This is a genomic window from Bacillus sp. JNUCC-22, from assembly GCF_018861275.1.
Taxonomy (GTDB): domain Bacteria; phylum Bacillota; class Bacilli; order Bacillales; family Bacillaceae; genus Bacillus; species Bacillus velezensis.
The window spans coordinates 2428627-2449977 of record NZ_CP076408.1 but is presented as its reverse complement, the minus strand read 5'-3'; the positions used below and the strand labels follow the sequence as shown (position 1 = coordinate 2449977).

At 45.2% G+C, this 21351-nt stretch carries 27 protein-coding genes and 1 riboswitch; of the genes, 19 read left to right on the top strand and 8 right to left on the bottom strand.

The window, feature by feature from the left end; translation table 11 throughout:
- The first annotated feature begins 28 nt into the window (after positions 1 to 28).
- Positions 29 to 859: an STAS domain-containing protein gene (locus JNUCC22_RS11705; RefSeq protein ID WP_029326073.1), complete on the top strand. Its 831-nt coding sequence runs from the start codon at positions 29 to 31 to the stop codon at positions 857 to 859.
- Positions 860 to 896: 37 nt separating this feature from the next.
- Here the strand turns inward: JNUCC22_RS11705 and JNUCC22_RS11700 are convergent, their stop codons facing one another.
- The gene (locus JNUCC22_RS11700; RefSeq protein WP_043020784.1) at positions 897 to 2198 is read right to left on the bottom strand and encodes a hemolysin family protein; all 1302 of its coding nucleotides are present in this window, start codon (positions 2196 to 2198) and stop codon (positions 897 to 899) included.
- A gap of 145 nt (positions 2199 to 2343) precedes the next feature.
- On the opposite strand from JNUCC22_RS11700, the gene JNUCC22_RS11695 reads away from it, so the two are divergent.
- From JNUCC22_RS11695 to JNUCC22_RS11655, 9 genes are all read left to right on the top strand, one after another.
- On the top strand, positions 2344 to 3294 hold the full coding sequence (locus JNUCC22_RS11695; protein WP_032874012.1) for a magnesium transporter CorA family protein: 951 nt from the start codon (positions 2344 to 2346) through the stop codon (positions 3292 to 3294).
- Positions 3295 to 3490: 196 nt separating this feature from the next.
- Complete coding sequence (gene comGA, locus JNUCC22_RS11690) at positions 3491 to 4561, top strand: competence type IV pilus ATPase ComGA (protein WP_216061745.1); 1071 nt, start codon at positions 3491 to 3493, stop codon at positions 4559 to 4561.
- On the top strand, positions 4548 to 5585 hold the full coding sequence (gene comGB, locus JNUCC22_RS11685) for a competence type IV pilus assembly protein ComGB (protein WP_216061744.1): 1038 nt from the start codon (positions 4548 to 4550) through the stop codon (positions 5583 to 5585). Before comGA ends, comGB begins: the two co-directional genes overlap by 14 nt.
- A 4-nt stretch (positions 5586 to 5589) precedes the next feature.
- Entirely contained in the window at positions 5590 to 5898 is a 309-nt protein-coding gene (comGC, locus tag JNUCC22_RS11680; protein ID WP_014418376.1) for a competence type IV pilus major pilin ComGC, read from the top strand.
- Positions 5888 to 6325: a competence type IV pilus minor pilin ComGD gene (gene comGD / locus JNUCC22_RS11675; protein ID WP_007612572.1), complete on the top strand. Its 438-nt coding sequence runs from the start codon at positions 5888 to 5890 to the stop codon at positions 6323 to 6325. Before comGC ends, comGD begins: the two co-directional genes overlap by 11 nt.
- Positions 6309 to 6623: a competence type IV pilus minor pilin ComGE gene (gene comGE, locus JNUCC22_RS11670; RefSeq protein ID WP_174738084.1), complete on the top strand. Its 315-nt coding sequence runs from the start codon at positions 6309 to 6311 to the stop codon at positions 6621 to 6623. Before comGD ends, comGE begins: the two co-directional genes overlap by 17 nt.
- Positions 6532 to 7032, top strand: coding sequence for a competence type IV pilus minor pilin ComGF (gene comGF / locus JNUCC22_RS11665; RefSeq protein WP_252729700.1), 501 nt, complete (start codon positions 6532 to 6534; stop codon positions 7030 to 7032). Before comGE ends, comGF begins: the two co-directional genes overlap by 92 nt.
- Positions 7033 to 7410 (top strand): competence type IV pilus minor pilin ComGG, encoded by a 378-nt coding sequence (comGG, locus tag JNUCC22_RS11660; RefSeq protein ID WP_216061743.1) that lies wholly within the window; start codon positions 7033 to 7035, stop codon positions 7408 to 7410. It begins immediately after the preceding gene.
- Between the two features lie 56 nt (positions 7411 to 7466).
- Positions 7467 to 7646: a YqzE family protein gene (locus JNUCC22_RS11655; RefSeq protein WP_003153093.1), complete on the top strand. Its 180-nt coding sequence runs from the start codon at positions 7467 to 7469 to the stop codon at positions 7644 to 7646.
- A 40-nt stretch (positions 7647 to 7686) separates the two neighbouring features.
- On the opposite strand, the gene JNUCC22_RS11650 is transcribed toward JNUCC22_RS11655, so the two are convergent.
- Positions 7687 to 8016, bottom strand: a complete 330-nt coding sequence (locus tag JNUCC22_RS11650) for a DUF3889 domain-containing protein (protein WP_038459175.1) — start codon at positions 8014 to 8016, stop codon at positions 7687 to 7689.
- 258 nt (positions 8017 to 8274) lie between these two features.
- Between JNUCC22_RS11650 and tapA the strand changes: the two genes are divergently transcribed.
- The 3 genes from tapA to tasA all read left to right on the top strand — a co-directional run bounded on the left by tapA (position 8275) and on the right by tasA (position 10352).
- Positions 8275 to 8946 carry an amyloid fiber anchoring/assembly protein TapA gene (gene tapA, locus JNUCC22_RS11645; RefSeq protein WP_095352946.1) on the top strand — a complete coding sequence of 224 codons (672 nt, stop codon included), beginning with the start codon at positions 8275 to 8277 and terminating at the stop codon, positions 8944 to 8946.
- Positions 8918 to 9502 (top strand): signal peptidase I SipW, encoded by a 585-nt coding sequence (sipW, locus tag JNUCC22_RS11640; protein ID WP_015240205.1) that lies wholly within the window; start codon positions 8918 to 8920, stop codon positions 9500 to 9502. The genes tapA and sipW overlap by 29 nt, the downstream gene beginning before the upstream one ends.
- 64 nt (positions 9503 to 9566) lie before the next feature.
- Positions 9567 to 10352: a biofilm matrix protein TasA gene (gene tasA / locus JNUCC22_RS11635; protein WP_044802563.1), complete on the top strand. Its 786-nt coding sequence runs from the start codon at positions 9567 to 9569 to the stop codon at positions 10350 to 10352.
- 47 nt (positions 10353 to 10399) lie between these two features.
- On the opposite strand, the gene sinR is transcribed toward tasA, so the two are convergent.
- The 4 genes from sinR to JNUCC22_RS11615 all read right to left on the bottom strand — a co-directional run bounded on the left by sinR (position 10400) and on the right by JNUCC22_RS11615 (position 13605).
- Entirely contained in the window at positions 10400 to 10735 is a 336-nt protein-coding gene (gene sinR / locus JNUCC22_RS11630) for a transcriptional regulator SinR (protein ID WP_003153104.1), read from the bottom strand.
- A gap of 33 nt (positions 10736 to 10768) precedes the next feature.
- Positions 10769 to 10942 (bottom strand): anti-repressor SinI, encoded by a 174-nt coding sequence (gene sinI, locus JNUCC22_RS11625; RefSeq protein WP_003153105.1) that lies wholly within the window; start codon positions 10940 to 10942, stop codon positions 10769 to 10771.
- Positions 10943 to 11118: 176 nt separating this feature from the next.
- Positions 11119 to 11913 carry a YqhG family protein gene (locus JNUCC22_RS11620; RefSeq protein ID WP_015240204.1) on the bottom strand — a complete coding sequence of 265 codons (795 nt, stop codon included), beginning with the start codon at positions 11911 to 11913 and terminating at the stop codon, positions 11119 to 11121.
- Between the two features lie 21 nt (positions 11914 to 11934).
- Entirely contained in the window at positions 11935 to 13605 is a 1671-nt protein-coding gene (locus tag JNUCC22_RS11615; protein ID WP_108655005.1) for a DEAD/DEAH box helicase, read from the bottom strand.
- A gap of 144 nt (positions 13606 to 13749) precedes the next feature.
- Positions 13750 to 13850: riboswitch (glycine riboswitch) on the top strand.
- A gap of 178 nt (positions 13851 to 14028) precedes the next feature.
- Between JNUCC22_RS11615 and gcvT the strand changes: the two genes are divergently transcribed.
- From gcvT to gcvPB, 3 genes are read left to right on the top strand one after another with little or no spacing between them, the layout of a single operon-like run.
- Positions 14029 to 15129, top strand: a complete 1101-nt coding sequence (gene gcvT, locus JNUCC22_RS11610) for a glycine cleavage system aminomethyltransferase GcvT (protein ID WP_216061742.1) — start codon at positions 14029 to 14031, stop codon at positions 15127 to 15129.
- Positions 15130 to 15143: 14 nt separating this feature from the next.
- Positions 15144 to 16490 (top strand): aminomethyl-transferring glycine dehydrogenase subunit GcvPA, encoded by a 1347-nt coding sequence (gcvPA, locus tag JNUCC22_RS11605; RefSeq protein ID WP_108655006.1) that lies wholly within the window; start codon positions 15144 to 15146, stop codon positions 16488 to 16490.
- Positions 16483 to 17958, top strand: a complete 1476-nt coding sequence (gcvPB, locus tag JNUCC22_RS11600; protein ID WP_015417807.1) for an aminomethyl-transferring glycine dehydrogenase subunit GcvPB — start codon at positions 16483 to 16485, stop codon at positions 17956 to 17958. Before gcvPA ends, gcvPB begins: the two co-directional genes overlap by 8 nt.
- 52 nt (positions 17959 to 18010) lie before the next feature.
- On the opposite strand, the gene JNUCC22_RS11595 is transcribed toward gcvPB, so the two are convergent.
- On the bottom strand, positions 18011 to 18391 hold the full coding sequence (locus JNUCC22_RS11595) for a rhodanese-like domain-containing protein (RefSeq protein WP_007408335.1): 381 nt from the start codon (positions 18389 to 18391) through the stop codon (positions 18011 to 18013).
- A 193-nt stretch (positions 18392 to 18584) separates the two neighbouring features.
- On the opposite strand from JNUCC22_RS11595, the gene JNUCC22_RS11590 reads away from it, so the two are divergent.
- The 3 genes from JNUCC22_RS11590 (at position 18585) to JNUCC22_RS11580 (ending at position 20939) form a co-directional block, all read left to right on the top strand.
- Complete coding sequence (locus JNUCC22_RS11590) at positions 18585 to 19421, top strand: lipoate--protein ligase family protein (RefSeq protein WP_003153114.1); 837 nt, start codon at positions 18585 to 18587, stop codon at positions 19419 to 19421.
- Positions 19422 to 19520: 99 nt separating this feature from the next.
- Positions 19521 to 19949 carry a transcriptional regulator MntR gene (gene mntR / locus JNUCC22_RS11585; RefSeq protein ID WP_007408338.1) on the top strand — a complete coding sequence of 143 codons (429 nt, stop codon included), beginning with the start codon at positions 19521 to 19523 and terminating at the stop codon, positions 19947 to 19949.
- A 114-nt stretch (positions 19950 to 20063) separates the two neighbouring features.
- On the top strand, positions 20064 to 20939 hold the full coding sequence (locus JNUCC22_RS11580) for a patatin-like phospholipase family protein (protein WP_094031830.1): 876 nt from the start codon (positions 20064 to 20066) through the stop codon (positions 20937 to 20939).
- On the opposite strand, the gene JNUCC22_RS11575 is transcribed toward JNUCC22_RS11580, so the two are convergent.
- Positions 20936 to 21331: an SA1362 family protein gene (locus tag JNUCC22_RS11575; RefSeq protein WP_007408340.1), complete on the bottom strand. Its 396-nt coding sequence runs from the start codon at positions 21329 to 21331 to the stop codon at positions 20936 to 20938. The two genes, JNUCC22_RS11580 and JNUCC22_RS11575, sit on opposite strands and share 4 nt — an antisense overlap.
- Positions 21332 to 21351 lie beyond the last annotated feature (20 nt).

Below are 21351 nucleotides of genomic sequence, written 5' to 3'. Positions count from 1 at the left end.
TACAAAGGAATTTGAATGGAGGAGACCTGTGAAACATTTGAATGAAACATTATCTCGAACCTTAATTGAAGAATCAGGTGAAATCACACGCCAGTGGCTGCTCATACCAAAATCGGGGCGGCCTTCAGATGATCAGAAAGCGGAAATGCAGCACCGTCTGTTAATTGAAATCGTTGCCGGCATTCTATCGGAAAAAGACGGCGGGGAAGAGGAGCTGACAAAATGGGCGCTTCAGTTCGCAAGGGACCGGGCCGTCCATGAAGTACCGGTCTATGAAAGCGTCACGAGCTTTAAAGAATTCCGGAGATTGGTCTGGAACCGCATACAGACATGCTGTGAAACGATGTCTGAGAAGCCTGGGGCGAATGCGGTATTCCATTGGGGGGAGAAGCTGAACAAAGCAATTGACCATATGATTGAAGTGTTTACAGAGGAATATTATAAAGTGACGGTTACACAATTAAACGCCCAAAAAGAAATGATTAACGAACTAAGCGCGCCGATTATGCCGATTGCCGACGGTATTGGAATTTTGCCGCTCGTCGGTGAAATTGACACCTACCGGGCAAAAATGATTTTGGAATCGGTGCTTGATCAATGTTCTTCACTCCGTCTTTCTTATTTATTTTTAGATATATCAGGTGTGCCGATTGTGGATACGATGGTCGCTTATCAGATTTTTAAAGTGATTGACAGCACAAAACTTATTGGCATAGAAACGACAATCTCAGGCATCAGGCCGGAAATCGCGCAGACCGTCGTGAAGCTCGGCATCGATTTTTCTCAGGTGAAAACGGAGCAGAGTCTGGCGAAAGCACTGGCAAAAAACGGATTTATCGTAAAAGAATCATTAAGATGATAAAAAGCTGAATGGCCGGGAGGGATTTCTCCCTCAGCTATTCAGCTTTGTCAGCTTCAATCGTAATGATATGATGGCTGTCGATTTCTTTTACCGTAAACGTGTAGCCTTCAAAATCAATGGTGCTCCCGGGCTTCGCGTCAATATGCTGAGTAAGAAACCAGCCCCCGAGTGTATCGACTTGATCAGCCGTAATCTCTGTTCCGAGTACATCATTGGCGTCACTGATCAGCAATTTGGCGTTCAGGAGATAGCGGTTCTCCCCAAGCTTTTGAACGGAAGGTGTTTCGTCCGTATCAAATTCGTCGCGGATTTCGCCGACGATCTCTTCAATGATATCTTCCGCCGTTACTAATCCCGCGGTTCCGCCGTACTCATCAATGAGAATGGCCATATGGGCGTGTTCCCGCTGCATTTTAACGAATAATTGATAAATCGGAATCGTCTCTATCACATGGATTGCCGGCTGGATGTAAGGGCTGAGTTCGTGTTTTGTAAACGCCGCTCCTTCTGACAGGAATCTGAATAAAACTTCTTTTATATTGATGATGCCGACTACATGATCTTTATCTCCTTTTACTACGGGATACCGGGTATATTTATTTGTTTTAATAATGTCCCGGAGCATATGTCCCGATCCGCTGTCTAACGGCAGGCTCACCATTTCATTCCGGGGCACCATAATTTCTTTGGCAGTGCGCTTATCAAATGTAAAAATGTTATTTACGTAATGGAGCTCGCTTTTTTTGATCATGCCGCTTCGATAGCTTTCGGCAAGGAGCACCCGCAATTCCTCTTCCGTATAAGCCATTTCATGTTCGGAGGCAGGCTTCAAGCCGAACATGGCTGTAATCAGGCGGGCGGAATGATTGAGCAGCCAGATGAACGGAAACATTAACTTATAAAACAAAATCATCGGTCTGGCAGACAAAAGTGTAATCCGCTCGGCTTTTTGGATAGCAAAACTTTTCGGGGCGAGTTCGCCGATAACGACATTCACATATGTAACCAGCAGAAAGGCGATGATCAATGACAGTACTTGGGCAACCGCTTCGTGAACTCCGGTCTTTAAAAATAACGGCTGAAGCATTGCTTTGACTGTCGGTTCACCCAGCCAGCCGATTCCCAAAGCGGTGACGGTGATGCCCAATTGGCACGCCGATAAATATTCATCGAGGTGTGTAATGACATGCTTGGCTGCTTTTGCTCCCTTTACATCTTCCTCAATGAGCTGATTAATGCGGGAGCGCCTTGCTTTAACGATTGAAAACTCTATGGCGACAAAACACGCCGTTAATAAAATAAATAGTACGATGGCAGATAGTTTGATGATATACAATGTAACGCCTTCCGCGAAGGAAGGCTTGCACCTCCCTTTTTTCGGAATAATACCACTGTAGAAAGCTGCTCAAACATCGAACCTGGTTTAGCCTGCTTCATTTACGGTAATAAAACAAGAAAGCGATACTGGAGGATGACAAGAGATGAAGGTACATTCGGGAGCGGACTGGCTGTGGTACCAGCTCGGTCCGCATGAAAAAACGGAAGCGAAAAAAATGATCCATCACAATCACTGGCCGCAATGCGAAAAGTGGTTTGAACATGAAAATCATATAAACTTTCTGCGCTCAGATACAAATGATCAGAATAATGAAGCGGTTTTCGGTTCTTTAATCTATCATCAAGGATTAGATGATGAAAAAAACCATACCGTATTTCACTTTTATATTACGAGAGAATTCTTTTTTACAATTAATTTTGATTTTTCGCTGCTGCGCGGTGTAAAAGAAAAGCATGCCACACAACAGATTCAAACCTGTGAAAATCCGATTGAAGGCTTTTTTGTTCTGCTGGGAGAGCTGATGAATTCCTATCTGATCGGACTGGATGAATTTGAAGTCAAGCAGCGGACGCTGAAATGGCAGATTCATGATGACAACAGCAAAGGAATCTTGGAAAATGTGCATAAACTGCGACATGAGCTATTCATTTGGAAAGGCCTTACACTGGGGGCTAAAAAAGTAGAAATGGCTTTAAAAGAAGCTTTTCTCCCGAAAAATGACAGGCAGAAAGATTACCTCAGAGCTCATCAAAAGATGGAAAGAGGAATTACATATATCAATGAGTTTGATCAGGAATTGAGCAATCTGCTGCACGCCGAGGAAGTCATTACCTCCCAAAGAGGAAATGAAATTGTGAAAGCCTTGACGATCTTTACAACTCTCTTTACACCGATGACGGCGCTTGGAGCTCTCTGGGGGATGAACTTTGATAACATGCCGGAGCTTCATTGGAAATATGCGTATATTTGTTCCATCGTGCTCATTATTGTATCAACCCTGCTGATTTATATTTATCTGCGGCAGAAAGGCTGGACTGGGGACATTTTGAGGGAGCATCAAAAAAAATATTTGCGGAAAGAAAAGAAACGCTAAGAAGAGCAGGCAAACGCCTGCTTTTTTTGATGGCTGGATGAAAATGGCCGAATGGTTCCCGATTTCATTCGGTAAATCAAAGTCAGGGGGCTTATTTTTTATTTTTTTGCGTTTTACACACTGTAAAACGCATAATCTCTCCTTTGCCGGCTTTTGTGTATCTGATTTACAATACGTGCGGAAGGAGGGAAGTCTTGTGAAAAATATTGAAACATGCAGCAGGAACATCATAAACGAGGCCTATACGGCAAGGGCTTCAGATATACACATTGTGCCGAGAGAAAAGGATGCTTTCATTCATTTTCGCATCGGCCATGCTCTTGTGAAAAAAAGAGTCTTAAAAAAAGAGGAATGCGTAAGGCTTATTTCTCATTTTAAGTTTTTATCGGCCATGGATATAGGAGAAAGACGTAAGCCGCAAAACGGGTCATTGTCTCTGCCGCTTCCGACGGAAACCGTTCATTTGAGAATGTCAACCTTGCCGACAATGAATGATGAAAGTCTTGTCATCAGGCTTTTGCCTAAGCGGCAGATTCCCCCTCTGGATAAATTGTCCTTATTTCGGGGGGCGGGCGCCGCATTATTGTCCTTTCTGAAGCATTCGCACGGCCTGCTTCTGTTTACCGGTCCCACCGGATCTGGAAAAACGACCACTCTTTACTCTCTTGTCAACTATGCAAAAAGGCATTTCAACCGGCGTATTGTCACGCTTGAAGACCCCGTAGAAACAAGAGATGAGGATGTGTTGCAAGTTCAGGTGAATGAAAAAGCCGGAGTCACATATTCCGCCGGTTTAAAAGCGATTTTAAGACATGATCCCGATATGATCATCTTAGGGGAAATCAGGGATGCCGAGACGGCTGAAATCGCAGTCCGCGCGGCCATGACGGGACACCTCGTTCTTTCAAGCCTGCATACAAGAGATGCTAAGGGCGCCATATACAGGCTGCTGGAGTTCGGCGTGAATATGACAGAAATTGAACAAACCGTCATTGCTATTGCCGCTCAGCGTCTGGTTGATTTAACATGTCCGTTCTGCAAAGAGGAAAACTGTTCCGTGTACTGCCGGATGTACAGGGAGACACGCCGTGCGGGCATTTATGAACTGCTCTACGGGAAAAACCTCACCCAATGCTTTCAGGAAGCAAAGGGAGAGCACGCCAATTTTCAATATCAGACGCTCCGCAGGCTGATCAGAAAAGGAATCGCGCTCGGCTATGTCACGACCGACAATTACGATCGGTGGGTGTATCATGAAGCAGATTAAACGAACCTGGCCGTTGAAGGATCAAGCAGCTTTTTTGAAAAGGCTCGGTGAAATGACGGAAAAAGGATACAGTCTTATTGAAGGGCTCAGACTGCTGAAACTCCAGCTGCATAAACGTCAGCTTGCAGAGCTGACGGACGGAATCCGCCGGCTGAGGGAAGGTGATGCGTTTTACCAAGTGCTTGAGGCACTGTCTTTTCATAAAGAAGCCGTCTCTATCTGCTATTTCGCAGAGAAACACGGAGAATTGCCGGGGGCGATGAAACAAAGCGGCGACTTGTTACAGAGAAAGCTCATACAGACGAATCAAATCAAAAAAATGCTCCGGTATCCGATGTTTTTAATATCTTCCGTCTGTGTCATGTTTTATATCCTGCAAAGTTTAATTATTCCGCAGTTTTCTGGGATTTATCAATCAATGAATATGAATACATCCGGTGCGACTGCTTTCATCTTTGCGTTTTTTCGGCATTTTCATGAAGCCTGCGCACTGGCGCTGTCCGCCGCTTTCTGCTTGTTTTTGTACGTTTGGTTCTTATGTAAGAAAAAATCCCCGCAAGATAAAATGCTCATTGTTGTAAAAATACCCCTCTTAGGAAAAGCGGCCGTTCTTTTTAACAGCTACTTTTTCTCTTTACAGCTCAGCAGTCTTCTGAAATCCGGCCTTTCTATCTATGACAGCTTAACAGCTTTTAAAGAACAATCTTTTCTGCCTTTTTATCGTGAAGAAGCAGAGATGCTCATTACACGTCTGAAAGCCGGAGAAACCATAGAATCCGCTCTTTCCGGGCATCCGTGTTATGAAAAAGACCTTGCGGCTGCAGTCAGCCACGGACAGGCAAACGGCCGGCTTCACCGCGAACTTTATACGTACAGCCAGTTTATGATGGAGCGTCTTGAACAAAACGCGGCGAAGTATACCGGCATTCTCCAGCCTGTCATTTACGGTGTTGTAGCCGGTATGATTTTAATTGTCTACATGTCAATGCTGATGCCGATGTACCAGATGATGAACCAAATGTAAGGGAGTGCTTCGTCTGAAAAATCAAGATGGATTTACTTTAATTGAAATGCTGATCGTTTTATTTATCGTTTCCATTCTGCTTTTAATTACCATTCCTAACGTTACAAAACATAATCAAAGCATTCAGCGTAAAGGCTGTGAAGGACTGCAGAATATGGTGAAAGCCCAAGTGACGGCTTACGAAATCGATCATGAAGGTAAAATGCCGGATATGAACGATTTACAATCAGAGGGGTATATCAAAAAGAATACAGCCTGCCCGAATGGTAAACAGATCTTAATTAGTGGCGGAGAAGTTACAGTTGAACAATAACAGACGGACAGAAAATGGGTTTACCCTTCTTGAAAGCCTGATTGTGTTAAGCCTGGCGTCCGTCCTGCTGACGGTTTTGTTCACGACGGTTCCGCCGGTCTGCACCCACCTTGCCGTGCGGCAAAAAACAGAACAGCTCCAAAAAGATATTCAGCTTGCTCAGGAAACGGCTATCGCAGAACATAAAAGAACAAAAATCACTTTTCTTCCAAAAGAGCATAAATACAAACTGCAGTCAGGCGGAAGGATTGTCGAGCGTTCTTTTGATTCGCTTCATATTACACTTGTGACTTTACCGGAGAGCCTTGAATTTAACGAAAAAGGCCATCCGAATTCGGGAGGAAAGATTCAATTGAAGAGCGCCGGGTTCACCTATGAGATAACAGTTTACTTAGGGAGCGGAAATGTCCATGCTAAACGGAAATAAGGGGTTCTCTACTATTGAAACACTATCAGCAATGGCCATTTGGCTGTTCCTTATGACGTCTATCATTCCGGTCTGGACGGACATGCTGACAGATGGTCTGAAAATAGAAGATCGCCAGGAAGCGTACCAGCTTCTTCAGAAACATATCAGCACTTATATGATGACCGGAAAAAAGCCGCCGTCTCCCGATGTGAAGTGGAAGGAGGATGGTGAGTATTACAAAGTGTGTGCGGCTGACCGCGGTGAAAAAGAAATGTGCCTCAGTATTCTCAAAACAGACTGGCTTTACGCTTCTTAATGTTTTGTTCTCCTTAGGAGTCTGTCTTTTCCTATCAGGAACCCTGGGCCCGATTTTACATCTGTTTTTATCAAACCGTGCCGATAACGGCGGATTAGACAGCCGGGAGCATCAAATTGCCGTTCAGCAGATCATGAACGAATGTAAACAGGCTGAGACTGTGAAGCCGGCGGACGGCGGACGGGCGTTAGCATGCCGGAAAACAGGAGGCGAAGAAGTGCGTTTTGAAATTTATCATAAGATGATAAGGAAAAGAGTAAACGGAAAAGGCCACGTGCCGATCCTGCAAAACGCGGCATCATTAACGGCTGATGTGAAAAACGGCCTGATCTTATTAGAGATCTCAAGCGTTGCAGGTAAAAAGAAGCAGGCGGTCATTCCGGTTTATAGCTCTTTTAAAGGTGATTAAATGTACAAATCTGACGGTTTTATATATCCCGCGGTTCTGTTTGTTTCTGCCGCAGTTTTACTTGTCATCAGCTATACTTCATCTGATTTCATCACCCGAAAAACATTTGCAAAAGAGGCAGGGGAGTACTGGATCGGAGAGAACCTGCTCCAAAACGGCGCGCTGCTGTCAAGCCGCCATATGGCACAGGGAAAAAAGGCCCGAACTGGTACACAGCGTTTTCCGTATGGCACCGTTTCTTTTCACATCACGGGGAGTGATCGCCGGGAAACGGTTCAGGTTACAATTCTGGCGGAAACCAGGACAGGCACGAGACGGGAGGCTCACCTTTTGTTCGATCAGAAGAAGAAACAGCTGATTCAATGGACGGAAGTATAAAAAAGAGGCGGCGGGACAACACTTCATAGTAAAGACAGCACTATGAGGTGAGAGCCGTGAAAACTAATGATTATGTAAAATATATGACTGAGCAATTCGTTAAATATTTCGATACGCCGAAACAGGAACGGAGAGAGCGAAAAGAAGTGCGGAAAGAAAAGAAAGTGCCGGCTTCTCAGCACTGGTTCGGAATATTGCCGTACAGTTTTAAGCTGTGGATGCAGCGGAAAAAATAAAGTTGAATCACACGAAAGGTCCTCCTGATACAGGAGGGCCTTATTGGTATTCCTCAATGACGGCAATTTTATTTACCTTTTGGCTGTAGGGATTAAAAGAAATCGTAACAAACACGCCAAATTCTTTTGCGCCATCCCGCAATGTCAAGTGGTATTGCTTGACTGCTTCGTCCGTTCTTTTCCGATCCCACACCTTTTGAATAAATAACGTTTGGGCGAGCGGATATCTTTTTTTAGCTTCTTTTTCTGCTAACTTTTCCCATTTTGATTGATGGTGAACAGCATAATAAGGCACCGTTTCCGCCTGAGCTGTTCCTGAAACCCCGAAAACAAGAAGAGAAAGGCAAATCAGACTTTGTTTGATCATCATTCTTCGTCCTTTCGCTGTATATACTTTCCATTTTGTTCTAAGCACCTCGTTATTTTCTCACGTTTTATTAGAAAAAATTCCAAAAAGGTGTGTAATTTGAAGTAAAACGATGTTTTTGAAAGATACCATTCTTAAAAACGAACAATTTGACCGATTTTGACATTTTTCAAGACGATAATCCTTGATTATACTTTGTTCATACAGTTCTTTAAAGAGAACGGTTGTCATATTTATTAACAGTTTTACAGGGGGTAAGGCATGTTCCGATTGTTGCGAATGGAAAAAAAGGGCAAGGTGAGATGGCGGATGATGCTATTGTTACGGCTTTCGTTCATTTTTTGCCTGTCCGTGACGATATGTGCTCAGTTCACAGGTGATACAAGTTCCTCCTTCAATGATGTGAAAAGCTTCAGTCTCCCGGTTCAAACATGCGGAGATTTTCAATATACGGATGACGATTGCCGTTATGACGAACGCTGGGATCAAAGTGATTTACATATAACAAATCAAACTGATACGTCAGGCACCGTGTGTGCGCCGCTTCAGCTCTATGCCGAGCTGGAGAATAAGGGAAAAGAGCGGACTGTTTCTGACTGGAAATGGGAGCTCCATAAAATCGCTTCTCAGCAGCAGCCTTTACGAAACGGCAATGTTGTGGATAAAGGGCTTATTACTGATAAAAAAAGCAAAACGATTTATAAAATTGAGTCAAAGCGGTCTTTGAAGCCGGGCATATACGCATTCAAGGTTTACAAGCCTGAAGGGTATCCGGCGGACGAAGAAAAATTTGAGTGGTCAAAACCAATGAAACTCGTCAAATGCCGGGAACAGGCGACCGTTTCCGACCTAAAGAAAACGGAGAAAGAGCCGGCAGAGCCGGTAAAAGAAAGCGGGGAAGAACATGAAAAAAACGCTGAAACTGATCAGTAATATTTTGTATGCCGTCATCTTCAGTTTGATTATTGTGCTGACGTTAACGGTGATTTCGACCCGGGCTTCCGGGGGTGAGCCGGCCATCTTCGGCTATACGCTGAAATCCGTGCTGTCGGGTTCAATGGACCCGGAATTTAAGACGGGTTCGCTCATAGCGGTAAAGAAAATTTCTGACGTGAATGACTTAGAAAAAGGGGATGTGATCACCTTTACGCAAGATGACGGAACAGCCGTCACACACAGAATAATCGGGATCACAAAAAAGGACGGGAACCTGCTGTTTGAGACAAAAGGGGATCATAATGCCGCCCCGGATGCCGCACCCGTTCAAGCTGAAAAAGTGGCGGCCCAGTATACGGGATATCAGCTTCCGTATGCCGGATATGTCATCCATTTGGCCAGCCAGCCGATCGGAACGGCGATTCTGTTAATCGTTCCCGGCGTCATGCTTTTGATTTACTCCATAACAGTCATTGTCAGCGCCCTCCGCGATATTGAGCGGAAAACGAAAGCGCTGGAAGAACATGCGAAAAAGGGAACCATCTCCACATGAATACGGTTGCAACCTGGCGACAGGATTTGATAACAAAACTAAAAAGTAAGGGGAGAGTACAAACATGGGTATGAAAAAGAAATTAAGCTTGGGCGTTGCCTCAGCCGCACTCGGTTTAGCATTAGTAGGAGGAGGCACATGGGCCGCATTTAATGATGTGAAGTCGACAGACGCTACATTTGCGTCAGGAACACTTGATTTATCGGCTAAAGAACAATCAGCCAATGTCAATTTGTCAAACTTAAAACCAGGCGATAAATTGACGAAAGATTTCGAATTCAGAAACAACGGTTCACTTGCCATTAAAGAAGTGCTGATGGCTTTGAATTTTACTGACTTTAAAGGAGCAAAGAAAGGAAATGAATCTGCGGAGGATTTCCTCAGCCAGTTTGAAATTACGGTTCTGACAGTCGGCAAAGAAGGGGGCAACGGCTATCCTAAAAATATCATTTTGAAGGCGGCCAGCCTGAAAGACTTATACTTAATGTCAACAAAACAGGATAAAGCAGCTGCCGAAGCGATCAGCAAGCACATTGATCCGAAATTCCTGAGTGAGAGCGGAAAAGTCAATGTAGCAACCATTAACGGCAAAACAGCTCCTGAGTACGACGGAGTTCCGAAAACGCCTGCTGATTATGATCAGGTGAGAATGGAAATCAAATTTAAAAATGACACCGCAAAAACTGCGGACGGATTAAGTGTGCAAAACAAGTTCCAAGGCAATGCGATTTCTCTTCAATTCTCTTTTGAAGCAACGCAATGGAACGGCTTGACCATTACGAAAGATCATACGGATAAAGACGGTTACGTCAAGGAAAATGAAAAGGCTCACAGTGAGGATAAAAACTAATCCGAAAGTCGGACAGTTAAAAGAGGAGTTGTGCACATATGGCGGCACTACTCCTCTTTTTGCGCTTTTCTCCATTTTTGATAATCTAAAAATTCACGAAATTGTTTTTTTGATACCCCGGATGTCATTGCATCGCGAACTAATTTCTCCCATTCACTATCTAATTGACCATCGTATTCGGTTTCATGTTTTTCATCAAGTAAAGTATGAACCGAGACGTCCAGAACAGCGGAGACTTTTTCGAGAAATTGAATGGAGGGGTTCGTCTGTAAATTTCGTTCTATTGAGCTTAAATAAGACTTCGCTACCCCAGCTTTTTCAGCTAGTTCTGATAGTGAGTAGCCTTTTTCTTTTCGGTATTGTTTAATACGCTGGCCAATCAATGTCATCACCTTCCTTGTGATATTATAGCACATTCAGAAAGGATTTACGGTATGACTTCTGGCTGCCTGGATATGTTGAGAAGACTTTTTATGCGAAAGCAGGTATTTGCGTATTTCTTCTAGGCTGATATTTGCTTTTTGGGCTTCTAATATCAGCTCAACCCATTCCTTATCTAATTGCGAAAATTCCATTTTTGCATTTTTCATGCATTTTCTCCTCCTAAAATACTTGTTTATGTATTTCAGCCAATCCGCCCATGACCTTATCTTTACATGTCTGGAAGTGATTCATCGCATGCGAAACGCCAGAAATTTTTTCTATATACTTTTATTATAATATAGAATTTCCAGAAAAAACGGGAAAGGTGTCGAATGGATAACGCTTATCCAGAAAAATTACTTTGCAGGAAAAATAAACCGCCGTTTTCAATCTGAATGTGAATTTTCGGCTGATATAAGGCTTTCAGCGCTTGTTTTTCCAAATGGTATTCCTCAGGTTTTTCCTCTGTCTGCTCATAAAACTGATCGAGCAGCCCGAGGTCCTTTTTCCATCTGGCGATCGCGCTGTCTGCCCAGGCTGACGGCTCTTTGGCGGCAGCGTCTTTTAAGTAATGCTCCATTCTTTTAATTCCGCTTTCCGGCTTAATCATCGGCGATATGGTAAAGCAATAGTCTGATATTTGCGAGGTCAGCGGAAGCGGTGCAAGCTTCTGCTGAAACCCTTCTATAATTGTTCCAGAAACAAGATGCAGGCCTAAAGACAAAAGTCTGTCTTTTTTCATGTCGGATTGGTATGAAATCACTACATTTAATCCAAGCCAGGGCTGAAGCGGCACTCTGGCTCCGGCTGATACAATTTTCTCATATATTCTTGTAAATCTCCCATTTTGTTTAACTGCTTGAAAGATTTGAAAGAGGCGCGGGGCTCCAAAGTAAATAAATTCGCCGTCCATATCCTCCGGAGCCGTTTCTTTATCAGTGATGAACGTAATCTTCATCGGGTTCGGTTCGCCGCCCGTTTTTTCACGCCAATGCCAATAAAACGGGCGGTTCATAATTTGTTTGTCCATCTCGACCGTCAACTGAACCGTCATAAAACCCGGCCCGTGTTCTGTAATCGGACAGTGGTTCGCTTCAAAAAAGCGCAGTAAAAATTCGTGAACCTCCTGCTGTCTCATGTCGCGATTCCTCCTTTTAGATTAAGATCCTTTTTTTCTGGCGGGATTTTCCGTACCGTACGACAGAAAAGAGGTGAGATTGTCCATTTTGATTCTCATTTCTTCCTCTGTCAGCGAATGGCATAAAATATCATTCAAATGGTCTTCAAAATTGCTCACTTTGATTTTTGTTAAAATGTCATCTAATTCTCCGACGACATTTTCAAATAAATGAATTTTGTCATACAGAAGTTTTAAGATATGCTCTTCCACCGTATGTTTTGTCGCCATATTGTAGATATGGACATCTCTTTCCTGACCGAGTCTGTGAATCCTTCCGATTCTTTGTTCAAGCCGCATCGGGTTCCAGGGGAGGTCATAATTGATAATATGGTTGCAGAATTGCAGGTTGATCCCTTCACCTCCGGCTTCTGTAGCGATCAGCACCTGCACTTTGCCGCGGAAGAGGTCCTTCATCCAGTCTTTTTTTCCGCGTTTAAATCCGCCTCTGAACGGAACGGAGCTTATGCCGTTCTGCTGAAGGAACCATTGCAGGTAAATCTGTGTCGCCCTGTATTCAGTAAAAATAATGACTTTATCATTAATCTTTTGGATCAAGTCAACAACTTGAATCGCTTTTGAGTTTTGCGTGACTTGATTGATGCGGTCCATTAAATTAGCGATCGTCTGATCATCGAATGCGGGCGCTTGTTTGTCTTTTTGGTCAAGCATTTTTTTGAGCGTCATATACACGGCTTCCCTGCTTGAACAGCACTCTCTTTGCAGCGTCATAATGGAAAATGCGCTTGCGGGCTTTTCCGTGCCGTTTTTCAGTGCGGCGATGTCATCGTAAAGCGCCTGTTCCGTCGGTGAAAAGGTGATCGGCACTGTTTCCACATGGCGCTTCGTCCATGTAAGGCCGGTGTCGCTCCGCGTGTTGCGGATCATCACCTTATTGACGAGTTCTTTCAAATGCTCATGAGCGTCAATCCCGTCCTTCTGATTGAAGGTTTCTTGAAATCCGCTTTCGTTTCCTAAATGGCCGGGCTTTAACAGTGACACTAAATTGAAGATTTCTTCGATCCGGTTTTGAATCGGCGTCGCCGTCAGAAGCAGGCAGTATTTCTTCACAAGACTTCTCGCAAATTCATAATTTTTCGTTTTGCTGTTTTTGAGCTTGTGCGCCTCGTCAATAATGACGAGATCATACGGAATAGAAAGCACAATGTCTTTGTGAGGCGAGCGTTTGGCCGTATCAATAGAAGAAACGACGATATCGCACTGTTCCCACACATAGCTTTTCTTCTGTTCAACAGCGGGTATTAAAAACTTCTCCTGAAGCTCTTTCACCCACTGGGAAACGAGTGATGCCGGCACAAGAATCAGGATTTTTTTGGCCAGCCCGCGAATCATATATTCTTTTAAAATCAGGCCCGCTTCCACCGTTTTTCCGAGCCCCACTTCATCAGCCAAAATCGCCTTGCCGTTCATTTTTTCAACGACTTTCTGCGCGACCTCAAGCTGATGGGGAAGCGGAGTGAAATCGGGCAGGTATAAAGGAGCCCTCAACCCTTCAAATTCAGGAATGGCAAGGGTCTGCTGGACTTCAGCCGACAGTTTGTACATCTCCCAATTTGACCAGGGACCGTCCGTTTTCAGCCGCTCAGAAAACTCTCCCGGCCAGTTTGCATCAAATATGATCTCTGCTGTCATATGTAACAAAACCGCCTTTCTTTTAAAAAACTGATTTATCATAATTTTTGTTGCCGGACGTAAATGAGGGTGGTAGGATATAAGTAATGATTTCACTAAAAGATATTGCTTTAGTATGTCCATAAAATTGGTAAATATGAGCGAATGACAGCAAGGGGAGAGACTCGGACGAAAGATGGGCGTCCGGGCGCCGAAGGAGCAAACTGCGGAGTGAATCTCTCAGGCAAAAGAACTCTTGCTCGACGCAACTCTGGAGAGTGTCTGCACTTAGAAGAAGCAGGCCACCAAAGGGGACGTCTTTATGATATGTTCATAAAGTAAACTTTCAGGTGCCGGGACAGAGAAACCTTCATTTTCATGAGGTGTTTCTCTGTCCTTTTTTATATGTTTTTACAATGCGCCAATGACTGAAGGGGGAAGATGATGCTGAAACGAACACCGCTTTATGACGTGTATAAAAAATACGGCGGAAAAACGATTGATTTTGGAGGATGGGAGCTGCCGGTTCAATTTTCTTCTATTAAAGAGGAGCATGAAGCCGTCCGCACAAAAGCGGGCCTGTTTGATGTGTCCCATATGGGAGAAGTTGAAGTATCCGGTAAAGACGCCCTGTCTTTTCTGCAAAAAATGATGACAAATGACGTTGCCGATTTAAAGCCGGGAAACGCGCTTTATACCGCCATGTGTTATCCTGACGGCGGTACGGTCGATGACTTGCTGATCTATCAGAAAAGCGAGAGCTGCTATCTGCTCGTGATTAACGCGTCTAATATTGAAAAAGACATCGCCTGGCTGACGGAACATGCGGAAGGCGATGTCACGCTGACGAATCAGTCTGACGGGATTTCACTGCTTGCTGTTCAGGGGCCGAATGCTCAGTCGGTTCTTACGAAGCTGACTGAATGTGATTTGTCCTCCTTAAAGCCGTTTACGTTTATTGATGGGGCGGACGTTGCCGGACGACAAGTCCTGCTTTCAAGAACAGGCTATACCGGTGAAGACGGGTTTGAGTTATATTGCCGTAATGAAGATGCAGTTCATCTATTTAAGGAGATACTTGCAGCGGGAGAGCATGAAGGCCTCGTTCCGTGCGGCCTCGGCGCCCGTGATACGCTGAGATTTGAAGCGAAGCTTGCTTTATACGGTCAGGAATTGACGAAAGATATTACACCGATTGAAGCCGGAATCGGATTTGCCGTGAAACACAAGAAAGATTCCGATTTTTTCGGGAAGTCTGTATTGCGCGAACAGAAAGAAAAAGGAGCCCCGCGAAAGCTGGTCGGACTTGAGATGATTGAAAAAGGGATTCCGAGACACGGATACGCCGTGAAAAAAGACGGTGTTCCGATCGGTGAAGTCACGACAGGCACGCAATCTCCGACTTTAAAGAAAAATATCGGCCTTGCCTTAATCAAAACGGAATTCAGTGAAGTCGGAACGGAAGTAGAAGTGGAAATCCGTAAAAAAACGGTAAAAGCGAAGATTGTCCGCACACCGTTTTATAAACGTCCAAAACAGAGCTGAAAAAGGAGAGTCATATGAAGCATCGATATTTGCCCGCGACAGAACAGGATAAAAAAGAAATGCTGAAAGCCATCGGCGCAGAAACAATTGATGAACTGTTTGCCGATATTCCGGAAAATGTACGGTTTCAAAAAGACTACCAAATTAAAAAAGCAAAATCAGAAACAGAGCTGACGAGAGAGCTGACGAAGCTTGCGGCGAAAAATAAAGACGCTGTTACATATGCATCTTTTCTGGGCGCAGGAGTGTACGATCACTACCAGCCGGTTATCGTCGATCATGTGATATCCCGATCAGAGTTTTACACGGCATATACGCCTTACCAGCCTGAAATCTCACAAGGAGAGCTGCAGGCGATTTTTGAATTTCAAACGATGATCTGTGAATTAACGGGAATGGATATCGCAAACTCCTCTATGTACGACGGGGGAACGGCGCTGGCGGAAGCGGCGATGCTTGCGTCAGGCCATACGAAAAAGAAAAAAATCGTCATTTCCGCAGCCGTTCATCCGGAATCGCGGGATGTTTTGAAAACATACGCAAAGGGCCAATATATTGAGGTTGTAGAGGTGCCTGCGAAAAACGGCGTCACAGATCTTGAAGCATTGGAACATGCCGTTTGTGATGAAACGGCCGCCGTGATCGTCCAATATCCGAACTTCTTCGGACAAATCGAGCCGTTAAAGGACATTGAGCCGCTCGCACATAAAGGAAACAGCCAGCTGATTGTTTCTTCAAACCCGCTCGCGCTCAGTATTTTGAGACCGCCCGGGGCATACGGAGCTGATATCGTCGTCGGGGACGCGCAGCCTTTCGGCATACCTGCGGCGTTCGGCGGCCCGCACTGCGGCTATTTTGCAGTAACGAAAAAACTGATGAGAAAGGTGCCGGGCCGGCTTGTCGGCCAAACGGAGGATGAAAACGGGCGAAGAGGTTTTGTTCTCACTCTTCAGGCGCGCGAGCAGCATATCAGAAGAGACAAAGCCACGTCTAACATTTGTTCAAATCAGGCGCTGAATGCTTTAGCGGCTTCAGTCGCGATGACGGCGCTCGGAAAAAACGGCGTCAAAGACATGGCCCGCCAAAATATATTGAAAGCTGATTACGCGAGACGCCAAGCGGAAAAAGCCGGCTTACACGTAGCATTTGATGGCCCGATATTTAATGAATTTGCCGTCAGGCTGAATCTTCCCGTCAAGGAAGCAAACCGGCGGCTCCTGCAAGACGGCATCATCGGCGGATATGACTTAGGCCTTGCGTATCCGGAACTGAATCAGCATATGCTCATTGCCGTCACAGAGCTGAGAACAAAAGAAGAGATCGATTCGCTTATTGCGGGATTGGGGGATCAACATGAATAATCAAGATCAGGCGCTTATTTTTGAAATGTCCCGCGAAGGGCGTATCGGTTACAGCCTTCCGGAGCTTGATGTGCCGGAAACAGAGCTTGAAAGCCTTCTTCCCGGTGACTATATCCGCGATGAAGACGCAAAGCTGCCGGAAGTATCAGAGCTCGATATTATGCGGCATTATACCGCTCTTTCTAAGAGGAACCACGGAGTTGATTCAGGCTTTTATCCGCTCGGCTCCTGTACGATGAAATACAATCCGAAATTAAATGAAAAAATTGCCCGGATCGCAGGTTTTTCCGCCATTCATCCGCTTCAGGACGAGGACACGGTTCAGGGGGCGCTTGAGCTTTTATACGATTTAAGCGGACACTTGGAGGAGATTACGGGCATGGACGAGGTGACGCTGCAGCCTGCGGCGGGCGCTCACGGCGAATGGACCGGCCTGATGATGATCCGCGCCTATCACGAAGCGCGGGGAGACTTCGGACGGACGAAGGTGATTGTCCCTGATTCAGCCCACGGTACGAATCCGGCATCAGCCACGGTCGCCGGTTTTGAAACGATTACCGTCAAGTCAAATGAGCACGGGCTGGTTGACATTGAAGATTTGAAAAGAGCGGTAAACGAAGAAACAGCGGCGCTGATGCTGACGAATCCGAACACCCTCGGGTTATTTGAGGAAAACATTACGGAAATGGCTGAAATCGTCCATCAGGCCGGCGGAAAGCTTTATTATGACGGAGCGAATTTAAATGCCGTGTTAAGTAAAGCAAGACCGGGAGATATGGGATTTGACGTCGTTCACCTTAATCTGCATAAAACATTTACCGGGCCGCACGGCGGGGGAGGACCGGGCTCAGGTCCGGTCGGAGTGAAAAAAGAATTCATTCCGTATCTGCCGAAACCCGTTCTCACGAAAAAAGAGGGGCGTTTGACTTTTGACTATGACCGGCCGCAGTCGATCGGGCGTGTAAAACCTTATTACGGCAACTTCGGCATTAATGTCAGAGCCTACACGTATATCCGGTCCATGGGGCCTGACGGCTTAAAAGCTGTGACCGAAAACGCGGTTTTAAATGCAAATTATATGATGAGAAGACTCGCGCCTTATTATGATCTCCCGTATGACCGTCATTGCAAGCATGAATTTGTGTTATCGGGAAGAAGGCAGAAAAAGCTCGGCGTACGAACGCTTGATATTGCCAAACGGCTTTTGGATTTCGGCTATCATCCGCCGACTGTGTATTTTCCTCTCAATGTTGAAGAAAGCATCATGATCGAACCGACGGAAACGGAATCAAAGGAAACGCTAGATGCGTTTATAGATGCCATGATTCAAATTGCGCGGGAAGCGGAGGAATCGCCTGAAATCGTTCAGGAAGCGCCGCATACAACAGTTGTCAAAAGAATGGATGAAACCAAGGCGGCAAGAAAGCCCGTTTTAAAATACGAACGTACACTTGACGGCATCCGCTGACACGGTGTAAAAAAAAGAGCTGTCCGTTTTATACGGAAGCTCTTTTTTATGATTAGTTTTTTGCTTTAATTTTTCCGCCCCATTTTTTAAATCCGCCTTTCAGGTTGTAAATATCTTTACAGCCGTGTTTGCGGAGCGTCTGTGCCGCGCGTCCGCTGCGGACATTGTTTTGGCAGTACAGATAAACGGGTTTATCAGGACGGATTTCACTTTTGCGCTGTTTCAGCTGTGACAGCGGAATGTTGCGCGCGCCGAGAATATGGCCGCCTTCAAATTCATTCGGTTCACGGACGTCAATCAGCTGCGCTTTTCTGTAGCCCGCGCGGAATTCCTCTTCCGTAAGTGTTTTCATTAAACGCTGCTGGTAAAAATACGACACGATCATATAAACGATAAACGCCGCAACAATAATTAAAGCAATCATATTAGACAATGCGATTCTACTCCTTTAGCTTATAAAATCAAAGCCCTGCTTCCTGAAAACAAGGCTTACCGGACGTTTTGGGACAAATACTATTATAGTAAAGCATGAAGCGATTGTCATCCTTAATGAAACGAAATATTTTTCATTTTCAAGGCAGTTTGTTAAACTGATTTTATTAAAACGATAAAGAAGGGTTCAGTGTATGGAAAAAGAAACATGGCGGTTTATTGACTCAGGGAATGAAAGCCCGGCATTTAACATGGCGCTGGATGAAGCGCTTTTATATTGGCACAGCCAAAAAAAAATTCCACCGGTGATCCGTTTTTACGGCTGGAATCCGGCAACTTTGTCTGTCGGGTATTTTCAAAATATTAAGAAGGAAATTAACTTTGATGCAGTACATAAACACGGCCTCGGGTTTGTCAGAAGACCGACAGGCGGACGGGGTGTTCTGCATGATAAAGAATTGACATACAGCGTAATCGTTTCAGAGGATCACCCGGAAATGCCGGCCACGGTGACAGAGGCGTACCGGGTGATTTCAGAAGGTATTCTGCAGGGATTCAGAAACCTTGGACTTGATGCCTGCTTTGCGATTCCGCGAACGGAGAAAGAAAAAGAAAGCTTGAAAAATCCGCGCTCGTCCGTCTGCTTTGATGCGCCTTCGTGGTATGAACTGGTCGTCGAAGGACGGAAAGTTGCCGGAAGCGCACAGACACGCCAAAAAGGCGTCATTCTTCAGCACGGTTCCATCCTGCTTGACATTGATGAGGATAAGCTGTTTGATCTGTTTTTATATCCGAGCGACAGAGTCCGTGAACGCATGCAGCGGAATTTCAAAAACAAAGCGGTAGCCATCAACGCCTTAGCGCCGAAACGGGTAACGATGGATGAGGCCAGAATCGCTTTTAAAGCCGGTTTTGAGGAAGGGCTGAACATACATCTTGAGCCCTACACACTCACGTCTGAAGAGCTTGCATTTGTCAATGAGCTGGCTGAGACGAAATACGCGTCCGATGAATGGAATTATAAGCGCTAATAAGGCTTGACAGACCGGAAGCATCCTTGTTTTTTCATGACCGTTAGTGTAAACTTGTAATGGTTTATAAAGTTAAGGTGCTTTTTGGGAGGGTTACTTATGACAACACCAAGTATGGAAGATTATATTGAACAGATTTATATGCTGATAGAAGAAAAAGGATATGCACGGGTTTCTGATATCGCGGAAGCTTTGGCAGTCCACCCCTCCTCTGTAACGAAAATGGTTCAAAAACTAGATAAAGACGAGTATTTGATTTATGAAAAATATCGCGGGCTCGTATTGACGTCAAAAGGCAAAAAAATCGGCAAACGGCTCGTATACAGACACGAATTGCTTGAGCAGTTTTTAAGAATCATTGGTGTTGATGAAGAGAAGATTTACAATGATGTTGAAGGAATCGAACATCATCTGAGCTGGAACAGCATTGACCGCATCGGCGACCTCGTTCAGTATTTTGAAGATGACGAAAGCCGGAAAAAAGAATTGAAATCCGTACAGAAAAAAACCGAAAATCCCGGTGAATAAAGGGCAGCCCGAAATGGGGCGCCCTTTTTTTAATGTCTTCATTCTTTGGTCTATTTCGCCCAGCCGTTTCTTAAAATAATAATACACCTTGAGATGGAAGGGAGAGGGCGCGCTATGCAGATTGACGGCGTATTTTCGGGCGGGGGGATAAAAGGGGTGGCGCTTGCCGGCGCTTATGAAGCGCTGGAAGAAAAGGGCTTTCGCTTTGAAAGGCTCGCCGGAACAAGCGCCGGCGCAATTATTGCCGCATTTATCGCTGCGGGCTATACGAGCAGAGAGGTTCATTCCATCATAGATGAGGTGGACGGAAGGCAATTGCTTGATCAGAGATACTCATTCCTCCCGCTGAAAATCCTGCGGTGGGTGTCGATATATTGGCGCCTCGGACTATACAGAGGCGATATGCTGGAAAAATGGATTGCGGATAAATTAAAAGCGAAGGGCATCATCGCGTTCGGCGATTTGAAAAAAGGCTCGCTCCGTCTCATCGCTTCAGATCTGACGAACGGAAAGATGATCGTGCTTCCTGACGATCTTCCCCGCTACGGATTAAATCCGGAGATGTTCCCGGTTGCCAGAGCCGTCAGAATGAGCTGCAGCATTCCCTATTTTTTTGAACCGATAAAACTGAAGACCGAAAAAGGCACCTCGACGGTCGTTGACGGCGGCGTGTTAAGCAATTTCCCGATTTGGCTGTATTCAAAAGAACGCAAACGGCCGGTCATCGGAATTTCGCTTTCGCCCAACGAAAAAGAGCGCCCGAAAAAATCAATCCGCAACGCTTTTGAGCTGTTCGGGGCTTTGTTTGAAACGATGAAAGACGCTCATGATGCCAGGCATATCGCGACAAAGTACGAACAGAATATTATTTTTATTCCGGTGGAACATGTGATGGCGACGGAGTTTCATCTCACACCGCAAAAAAAACTAGCTCTCATTGAGCTAGGAAAAAGCAGAACAGAGCAATTTTTGAAGCAATGGAGCTATTAAAAAAGCGCTCTGTTTTTCTTTTTATTCTTTTTGCCTTCTATGACGGTAAGCTGGGTCTGGCTTTTTTTCTTAAGAATCATCGGCTTCGGTCTGCTGCTGCTCGGCACGCTCCGCAAATGGCTGACCCGGCCTCTGTGTCCGGCGCGGTGCTTCGCTTTTTGCTCCTTCATTCGGAGCCGCGATTGTCTGGCCGCTTTTCTGAAAGCGGTTCCGTCACGGCCGGTGCGGCGGTTCAGGACCGTCCTCACGATAAAATAAATAATGATGCCTGCGATAATAACGGTGATCGCTCTTGAAATCATCTGCCCGGGGTTGGTTACCGCCGCATAAATGAAACCGAATGCGCCAAGCGCTATTAATACAGCAAAAAAAGGTTGTACACGATGATTCATAACTGCCCACCTCCAAAATA

Excerpts from the sequence above, each read along its gene's own strand:
- JNUCC22_RS11695 (WP_032874012.1), top strand. The coding sequence starts at position 2,344 with ATGAAGGTACATTCGGGAGCGGACTGGCTGTGGTACCAGCTCGGTCCG.
- comGB (WP_216061744.1), top strand. The coding sequence starts at position 4,548 with ATGAAGCAGATTAAACGAACCTGGCCGTTGAAGGATCAAGCAGCTTTT.
- comGE (WP_174738084.1), top strand. The coding sequence starts at position 6,309 with ATGCTAAACGGAAATAAGGGGTTCTCTACTATTGAAACACTATCAGCA.
- comGF (WP_252729700.1), top strand. The coding sequence starts at position 6,532 with ATGGTGAGTATTACAAAGTGTGTGCGGCTGACCGCGGTGAAAAAGAAA.
- comGG (WP_216061743.1), top strand. The coding sequence starts at position 7,033 with ATGTACAAATCTGACGGTTTTATATATCCCGCGGTTCTGTTTGTTTCT.
- JNUCC22_RS11650 (WP_038459175.1), bottom strand. The coding sequence starts at position 8,016 with ATGATGATCAAACAAAGTCTGATTTGCCTTTCTCTTCTTGTTTTCGGG.
- tapA (WP_095352946.1), top strand. The coding sequence starts at position 8,275 with ATGTTCCGATTGTTGCGAATGGAAAAAAAGGGCAAGGTGAGATGGCGG.
- sipW (WP_015240205.1), top strand. The coding sequence starts at position 8,918 with ATGAAAAAAACGCTGAAACTGATCAGTAATATTTTGTATGCCGTCATC.
- tasA (WP_044802563.1), top strand. The coding sequence starts at position 9,567 with ATGGGTATGAAAAAGAAATTAAGCTTGGGCGTTGCCTCAGCCGCACTC.
- sinI (WP_003153105.1), bottom strand. The coding sequence starts at position 10,942 with ATGAAAAATGCAAAAATGGAATTTTCGCAATTAGATAAGGAATGGGTT.
- JNUCC22_RS11620 (WP_015240204.1), bottom strand. The coding sequence starts at position 11,913 with ATGAGACAGCAGGAGGTTCACGAATTTTTACTGCGCTTTTTTGAAGCG.
- JNUCC22_RS11615 (WP_108655005.1), bottom strand. The coding sequence starts at position 13,605 with ATGACAGCAGAGATCATATTTGATGCAAACTGGCCGGGAGAGTTTTCT.
- gcvT (WP_216061742.1), top strand. The coding sequence starts at position 14,029 with ATGCTGAAACGAACACCGCTTTATGACGTGTATAAAAAATACGGCGGA.
- gcvPA (WP_108655006.1), top strand. The coding sequence starts at position 15,144 with ATGAAGCATCGATATTTGCCCGCGACAGAACAGGATAAAAAAGAAATG.
- gcvPB (WP_015417807.1), top strand. The coding sequence starts at position 16,483 with ATGAATAATCAAGATCAGGCGCTTATTTTTGAAATGTCCCGCGAAGGG.
- JNUCC22_RS11590 (WP_003153114.1), top strand. The coding sequence starts at position 18,585 with ATGGAAAAAGAAACATGGCGGTTTATTGACTCAGGGAATGAAAGCCCG.
- mntR (WP_007408338.1), top strand. The coding sequence starts at position 19,521 with ATGACAACACCAAGTATGGAAGATTATATTGAACAGATTTATATGCTG.
- JNUCC22_RS11580 (WP_094031830.1), top strand. The coding sequence starts at position 20,064 with ATGCAGATTGACGGCGTATTTTCGGGCGGGGGGATAAAAGGGGTGGCG.
- JNUCC22_RS11575 (WP_007408340.1), bottom strand. The coding sequence starts at position 21,331 with ATGAATCATCGTGTACAACCTTTTTTTGCTGTATTAATAGCGCTTGGC.